This window comes from Flavobacterium sp. CF108, from assembly GCF_900129795.1.
Classification (GTDB): Bacteria; Bacteroidota; Bacteroidia; order Flavobacteriales; family Flavobacteriaceae; genus Flavobacterium.
The window spans coordinates 288,368-309,944 of the sequence record NZ_FQWW01000003.1 but is presented as its reverse complement, the minus strand read 5'-3'; the positions used below and the strand labels follow the sequence as shown (position 1 = coordinate 309,944).

Annotated in this window: 19 protein-coding genes; 10 read left to right on the top strand and 9 right to left on the bottom strand. The window is 32.0% G+C overall.

What is annotated here, in order from left to right:
• Positions 1–40: 40 nt before the first annotated feature.
• From BUE10_RS10050 to BUE10_RS10030, 5 genes are read left to right on the top strand one after another with little or no spacing between them, the layout of a single operon-like run.
• On the top strand, positions 41–985 hold the full coding sequence (locus tag BUE10_RS10050; RefSeq protein WP_143187736.1) for an ABC-three component system protein: 945 nt from the start codon (positions 41–43) through the stop codon (positions 983–985).
• Positions 969–1,664: an ABC-three component system middle component 1 gene (locus tag BUE10_RS10045; RefSeq protein ID WP_073484725.1), complete on the top strand. Its 696-nt coding sequence runs from the start codon at positions 969–971 to the stop codon at positions 1,662–1,664. The genes BUE10_RS10050 and BUE10_RS10045 overlap by 17 nt, the downstream gene beginning before the upstream one ends.
• Positions 1,654–2,022, top strand: a complete 369-nt coding sequence (locus tag BUE10_RS10040; RefSeq protein ID WP_073484724.1) for an AAA family ATPase — start codon at positions 1,654–1,656, stop codon at positions 2,020–2,022. The genes BUE10_RS10045 and BUE10_RS10040 overlap by 11 nt, the downstream gene beginning before the upstream one ends.
• Positions 2,009–3,979, top strand: coding sequence for an ATP-binding protein (locus tag BUE10_RS10035; protein ID WP_073484722.1), 1,971 nt, complete (start codon positions 2,009–2,011; stop codon positions 3,977–3,979). The genes BUE10_RS10040 and BUE10_RS10035 overlap by 14 nt, the downstream gene beginning before the upstream one ends.
• Entirely contained in the window at positions 3,972–6,302 is a 2,331-nt protein-coding gene (locus BUE10_RS10030) for an nSTAND3 domain-containing NTPase (RefSeq protein WP_073484720.1), read from the top strand. The genes BUE10_RS10035 and BUE10_RS10030 overlap by 8 nt, the downstream gene beginning before the upstream one ends.
• A 410-nt stretch (positions 6,303–6,712) precedes the next feature.
• Here the strand turns inward: BUE10_RS10030 and BUE10_RS10025 are convergent, their stop codons facing one another.
• A complete protein-coding gene (locus BUE10_RS10025) occupies positions 6,713–7,279 on the bottom strand; it encodes a hypothetical protein (protein ID WP_073484718.1) in 567 nt (188 codons plus the stop codon).
• Between the two features lie 144 nt (positions 7,280–7,423).
• Positions 7,424–7,795 carry a nuclear transport factor 2 family protein gene (locus BUE10_RS10020; protein WP_073484716.1) on the bottom strand — a complete coding sequence of 124 codons (372 nt, stop codon included), beginning with the start codon at positions 7,793–7,795 and terminating at the stop codon, positions 7,424–7,426.
• A gap of 94 nt (positions 7,796–7,889) precedes the next feature.
• On the opposite strand from BUE10_RS10020, the gene BUE10_RS10015 reads away from it, so the two are divergent.
• Positions 7,890–8,234, top strand: coding sequence for a winged helix-turn-helix transcriptional regulator (locus BUE10_RS10015; RefSeq protein ID WP_073484714.1), 345 nt, complete (start codon positions 7,890–7,892; stop codon positions 8,232–8,234).
• 457 nt (positions 8,235–8,691) lie between these two features.
• Here BUE10_RS10015 and BUE10_RS10010 read toward each other — a convergent pair whose 3' ends face one another.
• The 6 genes from BUE10_RS10010 to BUE10_RS24225 all read right to left on the bottom strand — a co-directional run bounded on the left by BUE10_RS10010 (position 8,692) and on the right by BUE10_RS24225 (position 16,010).
• Entirely contained in the window at positions 8,692–9,840 is a 1,149-nt protein-coding gene (locus tag BUE10_RS10010; protein ID WP_073484712.1) for an endonuclease/exonuclease/phosphatase family protein, read from the bottom strand.
• Between the two features lie 148 nt (positions 9,841–9,988).
• Positions 9,989–10,999: a bestrophin family protein gene (locus tag BUE10_RS10005; protein ID WP_073484710.1), complete on the bottom strand. Its 1,011-nt coding sequence runs from the start codon at positions 10,997–10,999 to the stop codon at positions 9,989–9,991.
• A gap of 71 nt (positions 11,000–11,070) precedes the next feature.
• On the bottom strand, positions 11,071–11,262 hold the full coding sequence (locus tag BUE10_RS23875) for a hypothetical protein (protein WP_143055955.1): 192 nt from the start codon (positions 11,260–11,262) through the stop codon (positions 11,071–11,073).
• A gap of 30 nt (positions 11,263–11,292) precedes the next feature.
• Positions 11,293–12,171, bottom strand: a complete 879-nt coding sequence (locus BUE10_RS10000) for a pirin family protein (RefSeq protein WP_159439056.1) — start codon at positions 12,169–12,171, stop codon at positions 11,293–11,295.
• A gap of 208 nt (positions 12,172–12,379) precedes the next feature.
• Entirely contained in the window at positions 12,380–13,135 is a 756-nt protein-coding gene (locus BUE10_RS09995) for an SDR family oxidoreductase (RefSeq protein WP_073484706.1), read from the bottom strand.
• Between the two features lie 229 nt (positions 13,136–13,364).
• A complete protein-coding gene (locus tag BUE10_RS24225; protein WP_234984731.1) occupies positions 13,365–16,010 on the bottom strand; it encodes a sigma-54-dependent Fis family transcriptional regulator in 2,646 nt (881 codons plus the stop codon).
• Positions 16,011–16,258: 248 nt separating this feature from the next.
• Here BUE10_RS24225 and BUE10_RS09985 point away from each other — a divergent pair, with 248 nt between their 5' ends.
• Entirely contained in the window at positions 16,259–17,074 is an 816-nt protein-coding gene (locus BUE10_RS09985; protein WP_073484704.1) for a helix-turn-helix domain-containing protein, read from the top strand.
• On the opposite strand, the gene BUE10_RS09980 is transcribed toward BUE10_RS09985, so the two are convergent.
• Positions 17,071–17,523 carry a YybH family protein gene (locus tag BUE10_RS09980; protein ID WP_073484702.1) on the bottom strand — a complete coding sequence of 151 codons (453 nt, stop codon included), beginning with the start codon at positions 17,521–17,523 and terminating at the stop codon, positions 17,071–17,073. The genes BUE10_RS09985 and BUE10_RS09980 overlap by 4 nt on opposite strands.
• A gap of 329 nt (positions 17,524–17,852) precedes the next feature.
• Here BUE10_RS09980 and gndA point away from each other — a divergent pair, with 329 nt between their 5' ends.
• Genes gndA through pgl form a run of 3 tightly spaced genes read left to right on the top strand, consistent with a single transcriptional unit; the run spans position 17,853 to position 21,520 of the window.
• Positions 17,853–19,262: an NADP-dependent phosphogluconate dehydrogenase gene (gene gndA / locus BUE10_RS09975; protein ID WP_073484700.1), complete on the top strand. Its 1,410-nt coding sequence runs from the start codon at positions 17,853–17,855 to the stop codon at positions 19,260–19,262.
• A 28-nt stretch (positions 19,263–19,290) separates the two neighbouring features.
• Positions 19,291–20,820: a glucose-6-phosphate dehydrogenase gene (gene zwf, locus BUE10_RS09970; RefSeq protein ID WP_073484699.1), complete on the top strand. Its 1,530-nt coding sequence runs from the start codon at positions 19,291–19,293 to the stop codon at positions 20,818–20,820.
• Entirely contained in the window at positions 20,804–21,520 is a 717-nt protein-coding gene (gene pgl, locus BUE10_RS09965) for a 6-phosphogluconolactonase (RefSeq protein ID WP_073484697.1), read from the top strand. The genes zwf and pgl overlap by 17 nt, the downstream gene beginning before the upstream one ends.
• Positions 21,521–21,577: the final 57 nt, after the last annotated feature.

The window sequence follows — 21,577 nt, the reverse complement described above, 5'->3', positions numbered from 1 at the left end:
TGAGAAAAGTAAATTGGATATTGAAGCTTTACATACTAAAATGAAAATCTATAACTATGATGGTGATTCTTACTGTAAAATAGAGGATTTACAAGATAAAATAAAAGCCCAACTAAACAATTGCTTAACTAAATTTGGATTACCTCATTTATCTAATGATAATTATTTAGAAACTTTATCTAATGAACTTGAGTCACTAATCACTGATAATGTTGTTTCAATTCATGCTCAAAATCATTTACCAAATGGTGATTCAATTAATAAATCCGCCTATTATAAAACTATTTCTTTGAATAGATTTAGAGATTTTATTGCTACAGATTTGACATCACTTCACCAAGATAAAATTTATTTTACAAAAAAACTAAAAACAGATTTAAACAGATATTATCAGGAATTTTGTTTTGAAAATGAAAATGAAATTGATCAAGAAGCTCAAAAAAAACTCCATCTATATTTAGTTTATTTTAATAATTTAAACGATTCTTTGTTTGAATCATTTTTGCAAAAAATAATGCCTCATAGAATTGTTAAATTCTCAACGCTTCAACAGTACAAAGACAATTCACTCCTAAAAGATGAAATTAAAAAAGTTTTTTTCAATATACTTCATAGTATTAGACATTCGGATGATGATATAAATAAAATAGGTTGGATTGATACAGAAAAGAAGAAGTATTTTCCATCAACTATAATAGTCTCAAACACATCCCAAAGTAAACAAATCATTTCTGTTGAAATACTCAACACTGCATTAGAAACATTGATAGAAGTTCCCTTTAACACAGATTATATAATTACCGAAGGTTGTAATGTGCTTTCTATTTTAGAAGAAGCTAATAGATCAACTAGAATAAATCAATCCGATATAGACATTTTAAATGATTCAACATCTGCCGAATATGATAAAATTACAAAGTGGAAAAACATTACGTTGATTGAAATAGACCAAGCAAAACAAAAACTAAATGAAAACAATAATTAATAACTTATTCTCTCAATTAGGTCTTATAAATAAAGAGCTAAATTGTGGCGTTATACATTTTTTTGAAGGTGAAAATAAACATTCATATTGGTTGGTAATTGAGACCGATAATTTAAAAGAAGTTCTACAAAAACAATCTGAATATTTTAATTCTGCTAAAGAAATAGTCAATGATGAATGGTTTGACAAAAATGTGAGTATGCTAATCTTACATAAAGTTGAAAATTTTGATAATATTCAAAATTTGGTTCTAGAAATAGAAGAAAATCCATATTTATTTAAAAAGGAAATTATTCTATATAAGGAAATTGAACTAGAAAAATTATATCAGGCTTTAGAAGAACAAGAAATAACTATTAAAAATTTTATAGAGAATAAAATTTTAGACGAAGCTGTCTTTAAAGCACATAAAGATAATATCAATAATAATAATTTTGAATCACTCCTTTATCGCTTAGCTCATAAAATTCCATTTATCAAACTAGATATTCTCCAAGAAAATGGTTTAGTAACCTTGACAGATAATAATAGACAAAAAATTGAAGCAGGTTCCTTTGGAGAACTCAATAGACATATTGATCAAAATTTTTTCAATAGAAGTCTGGAAAATATTAATGAAATAGAATCTGACACTTTATATAATATATTACTAAGCACATTGAATTCAGATGAAAATTAAAAAAATAGTAATACAAAATTTCAAAGTTTTTCAAAATATTAATATTGATTTTGAATCTTCAGATTTAATTGTCTTTGATGGTCCTAATGGTTTTGGTAAAACATCTATCTATGATGCAATAGAATTACTTTTTACCGGTAAAATCAGACGGTTTGATGATTTAAGAAACAGATTGATTGATGGCCGAGAAAGTTTTTCCGAACATCCATTTCTATGTGATTATTCAAATGGTGATATTTCAATAACAATTCAATTTCTAAAAAACGATACTACACATATCTTGAAGAGGATAGCAAAAAGAGATCAGTTAACAAATTCTGTAGATTTTGGTTTATACAAACTTTATGAAAAAAAATGATTTTGAATCAGAAGAAAGTAATTTTATTCAAAATGAAGTAGAATATCTAAGTCAAATTTTAGGTCATAACTACAACCAAAATTTTCAATTTTTAAACTATATTGAACAAGAGGACAGTTTATTTTTATTAAGAAGCCAAGATAAAAATAGAAAGCAACATATATCTCATTTATTTAATGTCTATGAATTTGAAAACAAAATTGTAAAGATTGATAAACTAAAAAATAGAATCAGCGAATTGTGTAACGCTGAGAAAAAAAGTGAAATTGATAATTTAAAAGAATCAATGCTAAAAATTGAAAAATTTTTAGCAAATGAATTTAATAATACAGAGTACATAAAATTATTTTCTGAAAAAGAAATTTCTTGGGATTTAGAAGAATTCAACTTTCAGAGTAATAACTACGAATATCTTTTTAATGAAGACGGAGTTATTCCGAAATTAAAGAAATTAGTTGAAAATAAAGAATTGTTTAAAAGTTATATCCGAAATGAAAAGATTAATCGCTTAATTTCAGATACAGAAAAAATAGAAAACTTTTTATTGTATTATAATTTTCTTCCTCTAAAAGAATCTCTAAAAGAAGAAAAAAATGGATTCATAAGAATAAATAAAATGATTGAGGATTTAACTGAATTTTCAATTGAAAATATTAAAGATGATTCCTTTGAAATTAAATTCGAAGATTTTGATTTTATAGACGAAGATTTAATCTTAAATTTTAATGAAGGATATGAATCTTTAAATAACAGATTAAAAGAGTTAGATGAATTAGAAAATATCTATTCTAAAATAAATGAATCAAGGGAAAAATTAGTTGATAGCATCAAAAAACTAAAAGATGATGAAAATAATGAAATAACTGGAACTTGCTTTTTGTGTGGTTATGATTGGTCTAATATTGACGATTTATTAGAAAATATAGAAATCCAATCTCTTAATTTAGAAGAAATGACTACATCGAAGAGTAAAATCTTCAATGAAGAATTAATTAATTTTAAGGAAGATATTATATTTTCTATAATCGAAATTTTAAATCAGAAAATTATCGAAATTAAAGTTGATATTAACTTTTTAAATAAGTTTTTATCAATTGATGAAGTCTTTTTTAATAATGTTAAAAAGGAATTTGAAAGTATTGATTTTGATTATAGAGAACACTTAAACGAAACTATAAGTAGTGATAGTCTAATTGAAATTGAAAAATTTACGCCAATATTAAATTCACTTAAAATAGAAATTGAGTTAGATGGTATTGAATCTTATTACAGAGAATTTTTTACTCAGTATTTTGATAATAAGTTTGATTTATTGAATTCTATTAAAATAGAAAATTTTATACAAAAAGAAAATTACCTAAAATATAAATATTCACTATTACAAAATGAAACTCTCGATAAAAACAAGCAGGAATTACATAACAAAGAAGACAAGTTCAATAATGCAAAAACATTAGAAGACAACTTGAAAAACCTGAGTAACATATATAAAAAATCTTTAAAAGAATATCAGAAAAAAGTAATAAAAGATATTGAAATTATATTTCATATATACTCTGGAAGAATTATGCAAGATTTTCAGGGAGGTTTAGGATTGTTTATATTTTCAGATAAAGATGGTATAAGATTTCAAACTAATCCATCAAAAACATTTGATGCTGTTTTTTCAATGAGTTCGGGGCAACTTTCCGCATTAATTATTTCCTTTACTTTGGCATTACATAAAAAATATTCTCAAAACAAGATTATTTTAATTGACGACCCTGTTCAAACTATGGATGAAATCAATATTGCGGGATTTATAGAATTACTAAGAAATGAGTTTTATTCTAATCAATTAGTAATATCTACACATGAAGATATGGCTTCTGCATATATGAGATATAAATTCAAAAATTATGATTTAACACAAAAAAGAATTAATTTGAAATCATATTCAGTAAATCATAATGGCTAATTACGACTTTTCAACTTTAAACGATAGAGATTTAGAAGAATTAACAAGAGATTTGCTTTCAAAAGAATTAAATGTAAATTTTCAATCCTTCAAACCAGGACCTGACAAAGGTATCGATTTGCGATTTTCAACAATAAATGATGAAAACGAAATAGTAGTTCAAGTTAAACACTACATAGGTTCTGGTATTTCTAAATTAAAACTAGATTTAAAGAAGAATGAAGTTCAAAAAGTGGCATCATTAAAACCTAAGCGATATATTTTCTGTACTTCATTGCCATTATCTCCACAAGATAAAGAAGAAATTAAAAATACTTTCTTGCCATATATTCAATCAACATCAGATATTATAGGCAAAGAAGATTTAAATAAATGGCTAGATGACTATCCTGAGATTCAAGAGAGACATTTTAAACTTTGGCTGTCTTCTATTGATATAATAAAGAAAATAGTCAAAAATGGTGTCAAAGGCAGATCAGAATTTTATAAAGAAAAAATAGTAAAAGAGATTACAATATATGTTCCAAATAAAACTCATAATGAAGCCGTTAATGCACTAAACAACAATTATTTTATATTAATAACGGGTGCTCCGGGTATAGGTAAATCAACATTAGCTAATATGTTGACTTATCAGTTTTTAGCTGAAGATTTTGAATTAGTATACGTCAGAGAAATAACAGAAGCTGAAGAATCTTTTTCTCCTGAAAAAAAACAAATATTCTATTTTGATGACTTTTTAGGAGCAATTACTTTGGATTTATATAGTTCAAGAAATGCTGACTCTGCTATTGTAAACTTTATAGAAAGAGTTAGGGATGACAAACATAAACGATTAATATTAACTTGTAGAACAACAATTTTAAATCAGGCAAAAAACATTTCTGATAAAATTCAAAATTCTAATATTGATATTTCAAATTATGAAGTCAGAATTGAAAACTATACAGATTGGGATAAAGCAAGAATTCTATATAATCACATATATCTTTCAGATTTACAGGATGAACAAAAGTTGATTTTTTTTCAGAATGATTTTCATTGGAAAGTTATTAAGCATCGATACTATAATCCTAGGGTAATTCAAGACATTACAAAAAAGAGTAATATAATTGATTCCGATTATTCAGAAAAATTTGTTTTAGATATATTAAATGATCCAAAAAAAATATGGGAAAAACCTTTTAATATTCAGATTTCGCATATATCTAGATTATTGTTATTAACCATGTACTCATTGGGTGGTGGAATTTATTATATCACAGATGAAAGACTAAAAGAAGCTTTTAATAGTAGAATAAACCACGAAGTTATTTCTAATAATTATCAGAGAAAAGGAAATGAATATAATTTTGCCTTAAAAGAATTAGTAGGTGCTTTTATAATTAGAACTATTGATAAAAATAGTGTCAGATATAGTTTTTTTAATCCATCTATAGATGACTTTATTTTTGCATATTTTCAAAATTCTTATGAAGAGTATTTGCAACTACTTAAATCATCTGTATTTTTTGAACAATTCAAATACAGAATAGCAACTACAATAGTTAAAGGTGAAAAAAGAATAGACTTTTCTAATAAACATAGCAGAAAAGAATTATATGATATTTTTGAAGAAAAGAAAAAACTTCTAAAGGGATTTTATAGTGATTCTAATCTAAATATCATATCTACTCTTATTCGTTTATTTAACAAAAATGAAATTGAAGTAGAGTTATTAGAGAGAATTAATGATTTAGATGTAAGTTATTTAAGTTGGGATGATCGTGATCATTTGAATGAAATTTTAAAATATATAGCTCAAAATAATTTAGTTCAGCAAATAAATAATTTATCTGAATTAATACAAATTCTTTCAAGAGATGTCATTTCTTATTATCAAATAAAAAGCTTCGCAAGTCTGATTAAAGAGAATTCTAGTTATTCTGATATTATCAATGATTCAAAAATATCTGATTGTGATTATTACAATCAAATTCAGAAAAACATTAATGATTCTTGGGAGAAACTTTCAAATGATTATATGACAGATGCTTATGGAATTGATAAAACTTTAGAGAAAGACGAATTAGATGACATAATAAATAAAAGAAAAGAAGAAGCTATTCAAATTAATAAAGATATTGGATTAGAAGGTTCTGAAGCTATTATTGAATATGAGTTTGATACTTCATCACAAATTGAATTTAATAAAGAAAAAAGTAAAGAGAATGATATAAAAATTCAAGGATATAAAGAAAATACTAGAGATGAAGTTTTGGACATAAACAGACTATTTAATTCAAATAATAAAGGTGGAAATTTATTTATGGTTCCTTTTTAATCTCCATCTCTTAATCTAAAACAATATGTGTGCTTGATTTTTACTTTAATGATACTGTAAATTGGATAAAGTCTGATATAAAGAATATCTAATTAGACTAGTATATAGAAACAATGGGGAAAACACAATAAGATATAAAAAAGCAGACGAAACTATTGATTAAAAAAATGATTTAAGAATTGAAAATAAAATAACAAAACCGTATAAATAAAGAAGTTATCAGCTATTCTTTCAAACTCTCCAAAAACATCAACATAGGAATCAAATGTTCGATTAGAGTCCCATCCATCCCACAAAAAGGCAGAAAATCATATGATTTTCTGCCTTTTTTATTTGGTTTTCTATAATATGATGATACAGATCACAGGTAGTGATGTCAAAATTACAGTCAAGAAAAAAATTGATAAAATCTATTTCTTTCTTATCATGGGTATCTGTAAATTGGCTGGGCGGTTTGCTTCTGTATCAAATCCACGTCCGTCAATATTTCTTGCTCCCCAAAACATCATGTCATTATTCAGATAAATCAAATCATATTCTTTAAAAATTTGTCCTTCTGTCAAACCGAATGGGGCAAAAGCCTTCCCTAAAATATTTTGTGTTTCCCCTGCTTTCCATTTGTTAAATCCTTTTTTGTATTGATTCAGAACATCGGCAAAGCCTTGTAATAAAGGTGTTACAGCATATTCTTCATCAGCTATAAAATCGGCTTTTTGAGCATCAACTGCGATTGGATGTTCGCCTTTCCATTCCGTATGCACTTTAATTTTCATTTTTGCTAAAGGCACTTTGCCGTATGGGTCGGCAAAATTAATTACTATGAGTTCAAATTTGTCGTTGGATAAAAATGTAAATTCTCTAGTTAGGTAAAAAGGTTTCAAAGTCCCATCGGCGTTTTTTGCACTACTTGGGCGTACTTCTACCGTAATACTTTCCCATCTACCTAACGATTGCTGTTTTACTTGCTCAACTGTCATTACTTTTTATTTTTTAGAATACTTATTACTTATTTATGTACTAACGTTATTGATCCATGTGATGAATATTATCTGGGTAAATCGTACCTCTATAAGTTTCATTGTTTCTGTTTTTTAATGAAGCAGAGTTCTAATCCTATGGCTTTATTCTATTGGAAACATGGCGTTTCCATTTGCAGATTGTTCTGCAAGTACTTCTTCCTGCAATACATCCCAATGTTCCGTTATTTTACTATTTTCAATCTTGAAAATATCTACAGCAATCATATTCTTTCCGCTCCAATTCTCATAACGGCCATGTATCATCACAAAATTACCAGTTTCAGCTACTATTCCTGGCTGATATTTAAAATCGTCTGGGAATGTTGGGACAACTTGTTTTAAAAACTCAGTTCCGTTGGGAAAGCCTGGATTATGCTGTTTGTAATTTTCAGAAAAATACCTGTCAAAAGCAGTGATGTCCCTATTTACAAATACATCTGTAATTGCTGTTAAAGCGAGTTCTTTGTTAGTCATTTTTATAGATTTTATTATTTAAGTAAAATTAATACATTTGCTAAAATCAACCGATTAGTACACAAAATAATCCTTAGTACATTTTTTTAGACTTATGGAAAATAAAAGGAAAAATAAAGATTTTAACCCTAATAACTGCCCGGTTACTCATTTTATGAATATGGTTGGCGGTAAGTGGAAAGTATTAGTAATTCATGCAATCGACATGGGACATAACCGTTTCAGCATGTTACAAAAAGTAATCCCGGCGATAAGTAAACAAATGCTCATAAATCAATTAAGGGAACTGGAAGAAGATAAAATTATTGAGCGAACAGTTTTTGCTGAAATTCCCCCACGAGTAGAATATAATATTTCCGAATATGGCAGGACATTTTTACCAGTGATAATAACGATACAGCAATGGGGGCTGAAAGACATGGAAAGAGTTAACCGTTAATCAGGTTTTATTTTAGGGAAATATTCTCAAATTTTTAAAGGAATATTTTTGCAGCAGTACCTTTATTAATATTAATTTAGAAAACTTCAATTTTTTATTCTGCATACACTCAACAACAATTTTAAAAATGCAAAAAATAAATATGTTATATAGTTTATTTTAAACTTTAAAAAAAGTTAAGATTGGTATAGGGTGTTCGATTACAGCCCATCGAATCCACAAAAAAAGCCTGTAAACTCTACTGTTTATAGGCTTTTTTTTATATTTAACACTAATAGAATGACGGTTTTAAACGGGTTCAATTTCAATAATTCATTTTAACACAAAACACAATTTACTTATTAGCAATACCTTATTTTTATTTAGATAAAAATTTTACTTAAGTTATTGAACTCACTTATATAATTCTTAAAAAGATTAAACTAAAAATCAGGAATAATAAAAAACATGTAGAATTTTATACCACAAGCCCTCGGAGATAATCTTCACTGTGATCTATCAAAAGTTCAGTCCACATCGGAAGATGGTCAGACATCTGAAAAGTCTTCCACTCTTTATAATACTTCTTCAGTTTAGTTTTATTAGTTATCGTATCCTGTAGTGAATTTAATTGTTCTTGATATTCTGTTCGTTTGTTGCTGTCAGTTTCTGATTCCAAAAGCTTGTTTAAATCCACAATCTGTTTATTTATAGATAAAATCATAGCTTCCTCATATCTATCAAATTGCTGCTCAGTAAATACGTCTTTATAATAATCATAGGCACCGGCACTTTGTGGTGTCTCACCTAATTTAAAATGTTTTCCTTTCGAACAAACCCCAATCTGATCGTAATGTTTGGTTTTTGAAATATTTGTTGCAGTCTCACTTTCAGGTTTGCTTTTAAGTACAGCAGGAATTTCAAAACCATTTGTTTCCAGTGCCTTCATTGTTTCATGTTTGCGGTCAATAATATTAAAATCCCCAAGTACAATAAGGTTTTCCAAATCTGTTTCTGCTCTCTTTTCTAAAAATTTTGCTATGGCTTCGATTTCGTTTTTTCTTCTTTGCAGCTTCGCGCCTGTATCTGCACCATAGTAAATATGTACTGTACAAAGACTGAACTTGCTCCAGCCTGCCTGAAAAGAAACTAAAAACGGAGATCGGGCAAATTGAACATCGCCTTGAATTTCTTTTGTTTTCGGTAAAACAATTTCACCTGCAATTTTTTTAAAACTAACCCTTCTGGTATCATAAATAAATGTCATTCTTTCTCCGTTCCCACTATGGCCTTCAGTAACATCTGTACTTATATAATCCCATTCATCACCAAGAACGTACATTAACTGATTTAGCCCTGCAAGATTTTTATTCACCTCTTGAACTGCAATTAAATCAAAAGAAGATATAATTTGTGCCAAATAATAGAACGACTCCTTGAGTCGATAACCGTACCCAAATTTATTGGAATCAAAATCTCTTATATTCCAAGTGGCTATAAGAAGGTTTTTATCTGTTTTTTTCGGTGCCGTAATCGGCCCAATATTATTTTTAAGAGTTATAAGGTTGTCTACCACAAACCCTCTCCTTTCTAAAGGAATATCTTTTTGAATAGCATAATATCTCATAATCAGATAGTTAAAATTAAACAAGAACAAGTATAGATAAAAAAAAATTCCCCCTTACAGGTATTTCTACCTGATTTGATTCCTTGTTTAATAATAAAGATTATTCATTATAGAGTTAATCGCCATGAAAATAATAAAATGCTCTGATTCACAACACAATATTATGCTGTGCCTCAGCCAAAACCGGCAAATCAGTTTCCCCTAACATCTCTCTCAAATCAATCTCAATAATTTTAGATATTTGCGAAATAGGTACATCGTTGGCATTTCCTTCAAAAGGGTTTTCGGTGCTTTCTCCTACTTGTCCAAGTGAAGTGTACATCCAGGAAATAATAACACTAAACGGAATCACGAGCCAAACCATATTTCCTTGTGCAATGCCGGTAACCGTTTCGTTCATTTTATCAAACTCTTTTAGTAAACCAAAAGGCAGTAAAAAACAAAATAAATGCACTAATAAAGTATTTATAATCGCATATTGTCTCGGATAAGGAGAATCTTTTAACTGCTCGCTTCTGCCCTGCTGTGCGTAAAAATCTTTTATGGTTCTTTGAAAATCAACAAATTGAAGCAAGACAATTTCTTCATCATCAAATAACTTTTTTAAGGTTTTACTTTGAAGTGCCATAAGTTGTGTTGCTTTATTTTTAGTTTTTAGAATATATTCTAACTCTTCGGGAGAAAGAAATTTTGACAATTCATCTTCAAGACTAATTTCATTTTCGGGAATTACATAATAAAACTGCTGATATTCTGCATTATGTTTTTTCTGGCTTGCTTCCCAAATACGGTACGAACGCATTTCGTATCGCAATGCGGCCAGCCACGCAAAATGACGATAAATAAGCTGTTTCGATTTCTCAGGATCGTTTATAAAATCCCGGCTCATGATTCCCCATGAACGGCTGGTATTTAAGATAAAAGTCCAAATTTGCTGTGCTTCAACAGTTCTGTTATACGTCTGTGTGTTTTTAAAACCTACAATAAAGGCCGTTGCCGTTCCTAATAAAGCGACGACAGTCCAGGAAATTCCGAGCCATTTTAAATCAAAAACTTCATATAAAACAGTGGGCACAATGCTCAAAATAAGCAGTACATAAATGCTTTTTCTGGTCCAGATAATAAACTCCGATAATTTATACGATTTACCTATATACATGATGGTTGTTTTATTTTTTATAATATTGAAATAAGCATGTCTTTAGGGGTGCAGACATGCTTGTTTTATTTTTAAGAGATAGAAGTATAATCTTCTTCTTCGTTCTCCTCAAATGGCTGATCCTGCATGTGTACGGTTTCATCAAGCAATTCACAGCCATCAGTTAAATCGTGATGATGCAGATTGAGTTCATTATCGGGTTCGCTGCTATAAACAGGCGTTCTGGACAAACCCATTATTTTGAAAAGGTTGATAAGTTTCATGATTACAGTTTTTAAGGGTTAATTCAATTTCTAAACCGGCTTGATTACTTTTCGGTTTTCACCTTTTCTTTCAATAAAGCCCATTTTTCCATTTTTAAAATTTTCTGTGGCATTTGCTAAAGCTTCTTCAGAATCCATTACCAAAGCTCCTTTAGAAAATAAAGGTTCGTGCAGCGGTTTACCTGAAATAAATAGTAATTCGCTGTTTGTGATGGCGATAAATTTTATCGTTTCTTCAAAATCTGATTCTCCCATCGCGATTACCATTCCTTCCTCAAGTTCAGTTGTAGATTGGCTCGTCATAAAATCAAAATAACCTTCGACTGCTAAAACGGTTCCTGACCATTGTGCCGGAATTTGATGCGAAAACTCTTTTCCTGCTTCCAGAAAAACATGCAGCATTGTAAGTTCATCCGGAGTTTGTGTTTTATTTAAAGTTGTTCCGCTTTCGCCGCAAACCACTCTTACTCGTAAACCTTCTTGTTTTATTTCCGGTATTTTCGATTTGTCAATGAAGATACTTTTAGGTTCTTGCTGTTTTTGTGAAGCCGAAATATTTACGAACAATTGCAAACCTTCAACAGCGGCACCATCGGGAACCGGAAATTCAGAATGAACAATCCCTTTTCCGGCGTATGTCCAAAGCAGGCTTCCGGGAGTTATAATTACATTATTTCCGCGGGAATCTATACTGTGATAAGGAGCCGATTTTTCGAAAACGTAACTTATAGCCGACATTCCTGCATGCGGGTGTGGCCCGAAAATATCATGTGTGAGTTCAAAATGATCGAACCCAATAATAGGATCCATCAATCCGTCAAAATCATTGTTTCTTGCTTTTCTGGCAAAAAACTGCTCATCTCCCTGTACTTCGGGCATGATCACTGCTGAGAGTTTTAACTTGTTCATACTATTTGTTTTTGGGTTAAAAAATGCACCGCTGCCCATTGATTTGCCGTGTTGTTGATCAGATTCCGTTTTTTAACGCTGACGTAGGGTTTAACTGTACACGAACGGGTGGAAAGTGTACGCCCAATTACAACCGCCTCGACAAACTGCCTACCCGTCATCTTCGTTTCAACGGGCTTCGAAGCTTTTTATATTTTTAAGGGTTTAATTAAGCTCTTTGAGGACGGTTAGGAAACCATTCTTCAAAAGTTATGGCACCCAATTTTGCTGTTACAGCAGGAACAAGAGTAAGTTCTTGAAGTGGTGCGCCAAAGTACAATGCTTTTTCATCTGATATAACTTCCAGAGGGTCATTTGTTTTGATCAAATAATTTTGTAAAAGTTCTGAAAGTTTGAAACGCTCTGGTCCGCCAATTTCTACAATATCATTTATTGGATTCCCTAGTGAGAATTCTACCACTAAAGAAGCTACATCTTCTGAAGCTATTGGCTGAATTTTTGCCGGAGAAATTACAACGCTTCCGCCATCGTGAGCAGATGCTGCAATTCCGCCAAGGAATTCCATAAATTGAGTGGAGTGAATAATAGTAAACGGAACGCCTGATTTTCTAATTAAATTTTCCTGAGCTTGTTTAGCTCTAAAATAACCACTGTCCAGCAAACGGTCTGTACCAACTACCGAAAGTGCAATATGATGTTTTACGCCTGCATTAATTTCTGCTGCTAAAAGATTTCTTCCTGAGGTTTCAAAAAATTCTAAAACTTCTTTGTCTGCAAATGATGGGGAATTTGCCAAATCGATTACGATATCTGTTCCGCTAACTGCTTCTGCAAGTCCTTCGCCTGTTATAGTGTTAATTCCTGTTGATGGTGCAGCCGCAATTACGTTATGTCCCTGATCGCGAAGTTTGTTTACTACTTTTGATCCAATTAATCCTGTTCCTCCGATTACTAAAATTTTCATGATACTAATTTTTAAATTGTTATAAATTGATTTTCATTTTCACTTAGTAATAGCCAAGATGTGTACCATTCATTTAAACAACTAAAAGTCAAACACTTACAACGAAATCATGTTTTAAATTTTCCCTCTATAAAGGGAATTCATTTTAGCATTCACTTTATATAGTGAAAAAATAAAAAAGCCCATTGCTTTTATTTCGCAATGGGCTTTTTTATAGTTGTAATGAGTTTTAAAAATAATCGGCTTTGGTAATCTGTAGTTTTTTCATTTTAGAATGAAGTGTATTTCCTGGAATATCCAAAACTTCGGCAGCACCGCCGGCACCAGAAATTTTTCCCTTGCATCTTTTTAAAGCACTGATTATAAAAAGACGTTCCATTTCTTCAAGCGATTTGCTGAAAATATTTTCTTCTTCACTGGTTTTTTCTGTTTTTCTCGGAATGTACACTTCTCTCAAAACATTGTCTTCCGCCATTAAAACACTACGTTCTATAAGATGTTCTAACTCGCGCACATTACCGGGCCACAAATAACTTTGAAGCTGCTGAATGGCTTTTGGTGCAATTCGGTTAATGTTCTTGCGATTGTTTTTATTGTATTTGGCAACGAAAAAATTAGCGAGATGTTCTACATCTTCCATTCTTTCCCGAAGTGCGGGCAGGTAAATTGGAAATACATTTAATCGGTAAAAAAGATCCGAACGGAAACGTCCGGCTGCCACTTCTTCTTCTAAATTTCTATTTGTGGCGGCAATGATTCTCACATCAACTTTGATAGTATCTTTTCCTCCTACTCGCTCCAGTTCCCGTTCCTGAATAACCCGCAGTAATTTTACTTGTGCTTCAAGCGGCATTTCGCCTATTTCATCCAGAAATAAAGTGCTGTTATTAGCAAGTTCAAACTTTCCTATTCGTCGTTCTGTTGCTCCGGTAAACGCACCTTTTTCATGGCCGAACAATTCGCTTTCGATTAAATTGGCCGGCATTGCAGCGCAGTTTACTTTAATCATTAATTTATCTTTTCGTGGAGAAGCGTTATGAATGGCGCGGGCAATTAATTCTTTTCCGGTTCCAGTTTCTCCGAGAATTAAAACTGTAGAATTAGAATCGGCTACCAAAGACATTAAATGATAGACTTTCTGCATTCTTTCACCGCTTCCAATAATCTCCGAAAAATTATAAATATTCTTGATTTGTTCTTTCAAATAAACATTTTCATGTTCTAACTGCTGTTTATAAAGCAGTAATTTTTCGTTTGCCTGTATATTGGCAATCGCTACAGAAATTTGAGAACATAATCCTTTTAAAATGGAAGGGTTTAATTGATCTGCCAACAGCCACAATGTACCAACTTTTAAAGATCCCACTTTTAGTAAAGCGCCATAAGCATTTTCAAATCCTACTTTTTTCCACAATTGAGCAAAACCAGAATTGGTCGTTTTGAGTTCTTCTTCAACATTAAAAACAATCGCACTTTCGCTTTTTATAACTTGCGCCGTGTAAGGTTCTTTTATATCCAGCTTTATCGAAACCATTTTATCAAAATCAATTTCGGCTTTTACAAATAATGATGGATCATACATATAGGAAGTCAAACCAAATCCGTCATCATCAAAAATATTAAGCATGGCGAGTTTAGTATCCAGAAGATCCCGAAGTACATTAATAATGGCGTGTTCTAAATCGTCTTTGGTACGAACTCCGGCGATTTCATTACTAAACTGCAAGAGAACGGCTTGTTCATTGTTTTTGCTTTCCAGTAATTCATTGGCAATAATATTAGACATTGCCGTTGAAATCTGCGAACAAATTCCCTGCAGCAGCGAAATATTGATTTCCTCAATCGCCAGCCATAACATCCCTAATACAATGTCGCCGTTGCGAAGTGCAATCCCAACCATTCTTTTAAATCCTAAACTTTTCCAAAACAAAAGATAGGACGAAGTAATTCCTCGGTCTATTTCAATATCGACATTAAAAAGTAACGGAATATAGCTGTCCAGAACTCTGTTTTGCAATCCGTCGTTTACCGGAAATTTAGATTGTAATAATTCTTTTAAAATAGGATCATCATCGTTTGTAATGCTTTTGTCGTATATATAAGTACTTAAAGAATTTCCGTCGCTGTTTAATTTCCGGATTACATAACCTCTAAGCGGATTTATTCTTTTTAATGCGGTACGAACGGCCGCTTCGAGATCGTCTTTAGTTCTTACTTCTGAAATATCATTGCTAAAGTCCAGCAGAAATGATTTTTCCTGTTCCTTTTTCTGCAATTCTTCATTTTTGATAATATTAGAAACCGCAACAGAAAGCTGTGGTGCAATACCTTTTATAATATTTCGAAATTGTGGTGTAAAACTGCCTGGTTTATCGGTATAAATATGAATAAATCCTAAAGGTTCATCGGCATTCCAGAGCGTCGTCATCAATAATTCCCTAACGCCCCCATCGTAATTTACCTGCAAAAAATGCGGGCTTTGGGGTTTGTCTTTCACTTCTGCTACCATAAAAGAAATCGGATCTTCGGCAGCCAGAACTTCTTTTATAAAAGGTTCGTTAAGTGTAAAATGTGTTTTTTGCAGTTTCGCATACGATTCTTTCTCTAATATGGCATCGGCATCTTTATCTAATAAAAAACCCGCATACGTTTTATCCTTATGATCGATAAGTGTAATGGTAATATGAGTGAAATAAAAAAGGCTTTTGATTCTTTTTGAAAAAAGCAAAATCAAATCTTTCTTTTCTCTTACTTTGGTAATATCTTTTCCAAGGTCCAGCAAAATAGCACTTACTTCAAAAATGCTGTCGTTAGATTGTAACGCATCAACCTTTTGATCATTACTCACTTTCTTGGTATTTTGTTTTCTTTCCATTTAAAGCGTATTCAAAAAATTGATTAAAAAATAAATCAAGTTTTGGGTGCTATAAATGTACTTAATATTTTTTGCAACGAAAAAACATTGCCTCTTCAATTGAACTCTTATTAATCATACAAAACCTTAAAAACAAAAGTTCATCCAGCTTTTTTATTTCCATTTTATATCCATTTCAATCGAATTTATTTTTAATTTAGAATCAATTATAAATCAACTAATTAATTTCAGAATTAAGACAAAATCAAATGCAGATTTTACCTTCCGCCAGTTTAGCGCCGTATATAAAAAATTATACTGTTGTTACGATCGAAAAGGATCTTGACAATGAAGTGTTTTATCCAAGCGGTTATGTAGATTTCATTATCAATATTTCTGAAGGAATGGCGGCTACTATTATTAATGGCAGACGAAAAGATACTCCAGCCATCGAACTTTTGGGACATTTAACCCTTCCTACCCGACTTACCGTCGCAAAAGGAACTTCAATACTTATTACACGAATTTATCCGCATGCGAGTGCGTTGTTTTTCTCAGATCCGTTATCAGAATTTACCAATTATGCTACCGATATGTACGATGTAGCACAAGTTGAAAATAGAGAGTTGTACGAAAAAATAATGGAGGCAGATGGACTTACCTCCAAAATCAATATTTTAGAAAATCACTTTCTCCAACTTCTGAAAAAAAATGAAACCCGATTAAAAAAAGTATCGATACTTCAAGGTCTCAGTCAAAATCTTTTTGTTACTAATTCACTAAATCTACCTGCAATGGCTCAACATTCGGGATTATCAGAAAGATATATTCAAAAACTTTACCTGTCAAATATTGGGATAAGTCCTTCGGCATTTACTTCTGTAATACGATTTAACAAAAGTCTGCATTTAGTCCTTAATACTTCTGAGTCGTTAACCACTATAGCCTACGACTGCGGATATTACGATCAGGCGCATTTTATTAAAGAGTTTAAAAAGTTTACAGGCATTACTCCTTTTGCATCGCGATCTTCGCTGCTAAAAAATGGCACTGATTTTCAAGAAGCTGTTAATGTTGGTTTCTAGTTTAATTTTGCCGGATGGTTGCTGCTAAACATGTCGCGGTGCATTTTCCAGCCGTCTTTTGTTTTCTTCCAAATAACAATCACTTTTCCATCGTCTAATTTTTTACCTTCCAAATCAGTCATTTCATAATAACTTTCTTCTGTTACAGCTGTTTTACCGTCTCCATATAAATTTTGAATGGTAAACTTAACCTGTACTTTTGGACCGCCTTTAAAAAACACAGCAATTTGCTCGCTTCCGCATATTGGAGATGCATTTGGCGGGAACAAACAGGCATCATTGGTATACCTTGTTAAAATAGATCCGTCATTTTTATTAGCGAGATCTGCATAAATTGCATTACTGGCTTCTATAATCTTTCTGACGTTTTTCAGTTCAGAATTTGAGGTTTGTGCATTACACCAAAAGGTAAGCAGTAGTAATCCGTTTAAAATAAGTGCTCTTTTCATCTTAAATAATTTTTCTCAAAGTAATTGATTCCTTTGAGCGGAAAATTGTAAAATAACGAACAACTTTTGTTTTGATTTTCAAACAGACTTAAAACTCAAAATAAGTTTAATTTCCACACTTAAAAAAGTATCACAATATACCCTAAAAGTGAACTATTTTACTCCTTATGTTTCAGCATTTTTCTCTAACTTAGCGGTCTACATTTTAAAATGTAAGATTAAAATAAACTTTGTTTTTCTGCAAAACATTGATTGAAAAAGAATTACCATACTTTCTCTTACTTTTTGCTGCAAAAACATACTTCTAATAATTTAGTTAATTAAAAACTATGAGCAAATTTGATTTTGGAATTGTAGGACTCGGCGTAATGGGTCGTAACCTACTTTTAAATATTGCAAGCCATAACTTTGCGGCTGCAGGTTTAGACTTAGACACCGAAAAAGTCAACTCACTTCAACAAGAAGCCGATTCTGATCATACAATTGAAGCAACTACAGATGTGAAGCATTTTGTAGAGCTTATTCAACAGCCAAGAGCGATTATGTTATTGGTTCCTGCGGGAAAACCGGTTGACAGCGCAATCGCAAGTTTATTACCTCATTTAGATAAAGGTGATATTATAATCGACGGCGGAAATACTTTTTATACGGATACTGACAGAAGATTTTTAGAATTATCTGAAAAAGTAATCCATTTCTTTGGAATGGGAATTTCTGGCGGAGAAAAAGGAGCTCGTTTCGGTCCTGCAATGATGCCGGGCGGTGATCAAAAAGCATACGAAAGACTTCGTCCTATTTTTGAAGCGATTGCAGCAAAAGTAGACGGTGAACCTTGTGTAGAATATCTAGGAAACGGTTCTGCGGGTAACTATGTAAAAATGGTTCATAACGGAATTGAATACGGAATCATGCAGTTGATCTCTGAGATTTATGACCTTATGAAAAGAGGTTATAATCTGGATGATGAAACAATTCAGAAAACTTTTGAAGAGTGGAATCAAACGGATGATCTTAGATCTTATTTGATTGAAATTACCGGAAAAATCCTGAAACAAAAAGATGAAGACGGAAGTTTGTTAATCAATAAAATTTCAGATTGGGCAAAATCTAAAGGTACAGGAAAATGGACTTCGCAAAACGCAATGGATTTGCAGGTTCCGGTTCCAACTATCGACGCTGCGGTTAACATGCGCGATATGTCTAAAACCAAACCTGAAAGAATTGAAGCGGCTAAAAAATTAGTTTGGAACGCTGCTGAAAGTAATGTAAATACAAGCGAAGCAATTGCTGCCTTAAAATCGGCATTGTACCTTTCTATTGTTGTGACTTATGCACAAGGATTAGCTCAGCTTCATACGGCTTCTAAAGAATATAATTACGGATTAAACTTAGAAACTGTTGCCAAAATTTGGCGCGGCGGCTGTATCATTCGTGCTACTATTTTAGAAGATTTCAGAAAAGCTTATGTAGCAAAATCAGATTTGCCAAACTTACTTTTGGATGCTGGAATTGCTTCAAAATTATCGGAGAATCAAGCCGGAATGAGAACTGCTGTTCAGTTTGCTGTTCAAAAAGGATTACCTGTTGCAGGATTGATGAATTCATTAGCTTATTTTGATGCTTACAGATCTGCAAATCTGCCAACAAATTTAATTCAGGCGCAGCGTGATTTCTTCGGGGCGCATACTTACGAACGTATCGACAAAGAAGGAGTTTTCCATACACAATGGTCTGAATAAGCAACTTAAAGCAACACAACTACACACAATGACTAAAAATAAACTTAAGAATCCAACAATCATTGTTATTTTTGGAGGAACCGGAGATTTAGCAAAGAGAAAGCTCTTTCCCGCTTTTCAAAATCTGTACCTTGACGGACGTATGTCTGAAAAGTTTCAGATTATTGCTCTTGGAAGAGCAGAAAAAACCAATGAAGATTTTCGCAGTTATGTCTTAGAAAACCTAAATACTTTTTCAAGAAGAAAAGGAATTTCTGATCCTGAAACTGAAAAATTTCTTTCGCACATAACCTATCACAGTCTTGATATTGATAAGGAAGAATCTTATATTGGGTTAAACGAAAAAATCAACAATTTTGATCAGGCTTTTGGCGAACGTGCTAATCGTCTTTTCTATCTTTCGATTACACCTTCTTTCATTTCAACGATTTCAAGCAATATCAAAAAGATTGGACTTGCGGCAAATCCAAAACAAGATCGTATTATTATCGAAAAACCTTTTGGTTACGATAAAGCTTCTGCGATTGAATTGAACGAAATGCTTTCTGAGACTTTCAAAGAAGAACAGATTTACAGAATTGATCATTATTTAGGTAAAGAAACCGTTCAAAATATTTTGGCTTTCCGTTTTGGAAATTCAATGTTTGAACCTTTATGGAGCCGTAATTTTATTGATTTTGTCCAGATTACCGTTGCAGAAGAAGTGGGCGTTGAAGAACGAGGTGGATTCTACGAAGGTGTTGGGGCATTAAAAGATATGATTCAAAACCATTTGCTTCAGATTTTATGTATGACGGCTATGGAAGCGCCTGCTTCGTTAAATGCCGATGATATTCGTAATCGCAAAGCGGATGTTTTGAAATCGATTCGCAGAATCAAACCAGAGGAAGTAGATCATTATATTGTAAGAGGTCAATATGGTGCAGGTGAAATAAAAGGAGTTCCGGTTCCGGGATATCGTGAAGATAAAGGAATTGCACCAGATTCTAATACAGAAACGTATGTGGCAATGAAAATTTATCTGGACAACTGGAGATGGCAGGGAATTCCGTTTTATCTGCGTTCCGGAAAAAGAATGGAAGAAAAACAATCTTCTATTATTATCCAGTTCAAACCAGTGCCGCACTCTGCCTTTTCTTATGGAAAAGAAGGAATGACACCAAACCGATTGATTATCAATATTCAGCCTGCAATGGATATTAAACTACAGTTTATGACCAAAAAACCGGGGCTTTCGCTTTCGTTACGACCAGCAGAAATGGTATTTGATTATTTCTCTTGTTCTACAATGTCGCCGGAAGCTTATGAAACATTAATTGCAGATGCATTGTTAGGAGATCCTACCCTATTTATGCGTTGGGATCAGGTAGAAGAAGCCTGGGACGCTATTGATACGATTCAACAAGAATGGAAAACTATTGCGCCAACCAATTTCCCTAATTACAAAGCTGGAAGCTGGGGCCCTGAAGAAGCTGACGAATTGTTAGCCCGTCAAGGACACAAATGGATTCCGAATACACAAACAAAAGAAGAAGTTTTAAATGATACAGATTTATAATAACACAGAAGAAATTAATACGAAAGCAGCCGATCTTTTTGCAGCATCTGCACAGAAAGCTATTGCCGAAAAAGGCAAATTTACTGCTGTTCTTACCGGAGGTTCTTCTCCTGCAGGAATTTACAAGTTATTAGCTTCTGATGCTTACAAAACAAAAATTGACTGGAGTAAAGTTTTTATATTTTGGGGCGACGAACGCTGGGTTCCGCTAAATGATGATTTGAGTAATGCAAAAATGTCTTACGCTACATTATTAAGCCACGTTCCTATTCCCTCAGAAAACATTTTTGAAATGTATAAAGACGGTGTTACGCCTGAAGATTTTGCGGTTACTTACGAGCAGTCTATCAGAACTGTTTTAGGTGATGAAGGAAAATTTGACCTTATCTTATTAGGTATGGGAGACGACGGACATACGGCTTCTCTTTTTCCTCGTGAAGCGGTTTTAGACGAACAAAACAAATGGGTTGCTGCTTATTATTTAGCACCGCAAAATATGCATCGCATTACGCTGACTGCACCATTAATAAATAAAGCCGAAAAGATTATTGTAGTCGCTTTTGGAGAGAAAAAAGCACATGCTTTAAAAGAAGTAACAACAGGAGTATATAATCCTACGACTTACCCAATGCAGTTGATTAAACCTCTTTCTGGAGAATTATTATTTCTTGTAGATAAAAGTGCTGCGGGAACGAATTAGGAAATTTGTTTTTAATGTAAATACCGCTTTTGATATCTGGTTTCATTCCATTAGGAA

Bases quoted from the DNA above. Each gene is read 5' to 3' on its own strand.
- BUE10_RS10050 (WP_143187736.1), top strand. From the start codon at position 41: ATGAAAATCTATAACTATGATGGTGATTCTTACTGTAAAATAGAGGAT.
- BUE10_RS10045 (WP_073484725.1), top strand. From the start codon at position 969: ATGAAAACAATAATTAATAACTTATTCTCTCAATTAGGTCTTATAAAT.
- BUE10_RS10040 (WP_073484724.1), top strand. From the start codon at position 1,654: ATGAAAATTAAAAAAATAGTAATACAAAATTTCAAAGTTTTTCAAAAT.
- BUE10_RS10035 (WP_073484722.1), top strand. From the start codon at position 2,009: ATGAAAAAAAATGATTTTGAATCAGAAGAAAGTAATTTTATTCAAAAT.
- BUE10_RS10030 (WP_073484720.1), top strand. From the start codon at position 3,972: ATGGCTAATTACGACTTTTCAACTTTAAACGATAGAGATTTAGAAGAA.
- BUE10_RS10025 (WP_073484718.1), bottom strand. From the start codon at position 7,279: ATGACAGTTGAGCAAGTAAAACAGCAATCGTTAGGTAGATGGGAAAGT.
- BUE10_RS10020 (WP_073484716.1), bottom strand. From the start codon at position 7,795: ATGACTAACAAAGAACTCGCTTTAACAGCAATTACAGATGTATTTGTA.
- BUE10_RS10015 (WP_073484714.1), top strand. From the start codon at position 7,890: ATGGAAAATAAAAGGAAAAATAAAGATTTTAACCCTAATAACTGCCCG.
- BUE10_RS10010 (WP_073484712.1), bottom strand. From the start codon at position 9,840: ATGAGATATTATGCTATTCAAAAAGATATTCCTTTAGAAAGGAGAGGG.
- BUE10_RS10005 (WP_073484710.1), bottom strand. From the start codon at position 10,999: ATGTATATAGGTAAATCGTATAAATTATCGGAGTTTATTATCTGGACC.
- BUE10_RS23875 (WP_143055955.1), bottom strand. From the start codon at position 11,262: ATGAAACTTATCAACCTTTTCAAAATAATGGGTTTGTCCAGAACGCCT.
- BUE10_RS10000 (WP_159439056.1), bottom strand. From the start codon at position 12,171: ATGAACAAGTTAAAACTCTCAGCAGTGATCATGCCCGAAGTACAGGGA.
- BUE10_RS09995 (WP_073484706.1), bottom strand. From the start codon at position 13,135: ATGAAAATTTTAGTAATCGGAGGAACAGGATTAATTGGATCAAAAGTA.
- BUE10_RS24225 (WP_234984731.1), bottom strand. From the start codon at position 16,010: ATGGAAAGAAAACAAAATACCAAGAAAGTGAGTAATGATCAAAAGGTT.
- BUE10_RS09985 (WP_073484704.1), top strand. From the start codon at position 16,259: ATGCAGATTTTACCTTCCGCCAGTTTAGCGCCGTATATAAAAAATTAT.
- BUE10_RS09980 (WP_073484702.1), bottom strand. From the start codon at position 17,523: ATGAAAAGAGCACTTATTTTAAACGGATTACTACTGCTTACCTTTTGG.
- gndA (WP_073484700.1), top strand. From the start codon at position 17,853: ATGAGCAAATTTGATTTTGGAATTGTAGGACTCGGCGTAATGGGTCGT.
- zwf (WP_073484699.1), top strand. From the start codon at position 19,291: ATGACTAAAAATAAACTTAAGAATCCAACAATCATTGTTATTTTTGGA.
- pgl (WP_073484697.1), top strand. From the start codon at position 20,804: ATGATACAGATTTATAATAACACAGAAGAAATTAATACGAAAGCAGCC.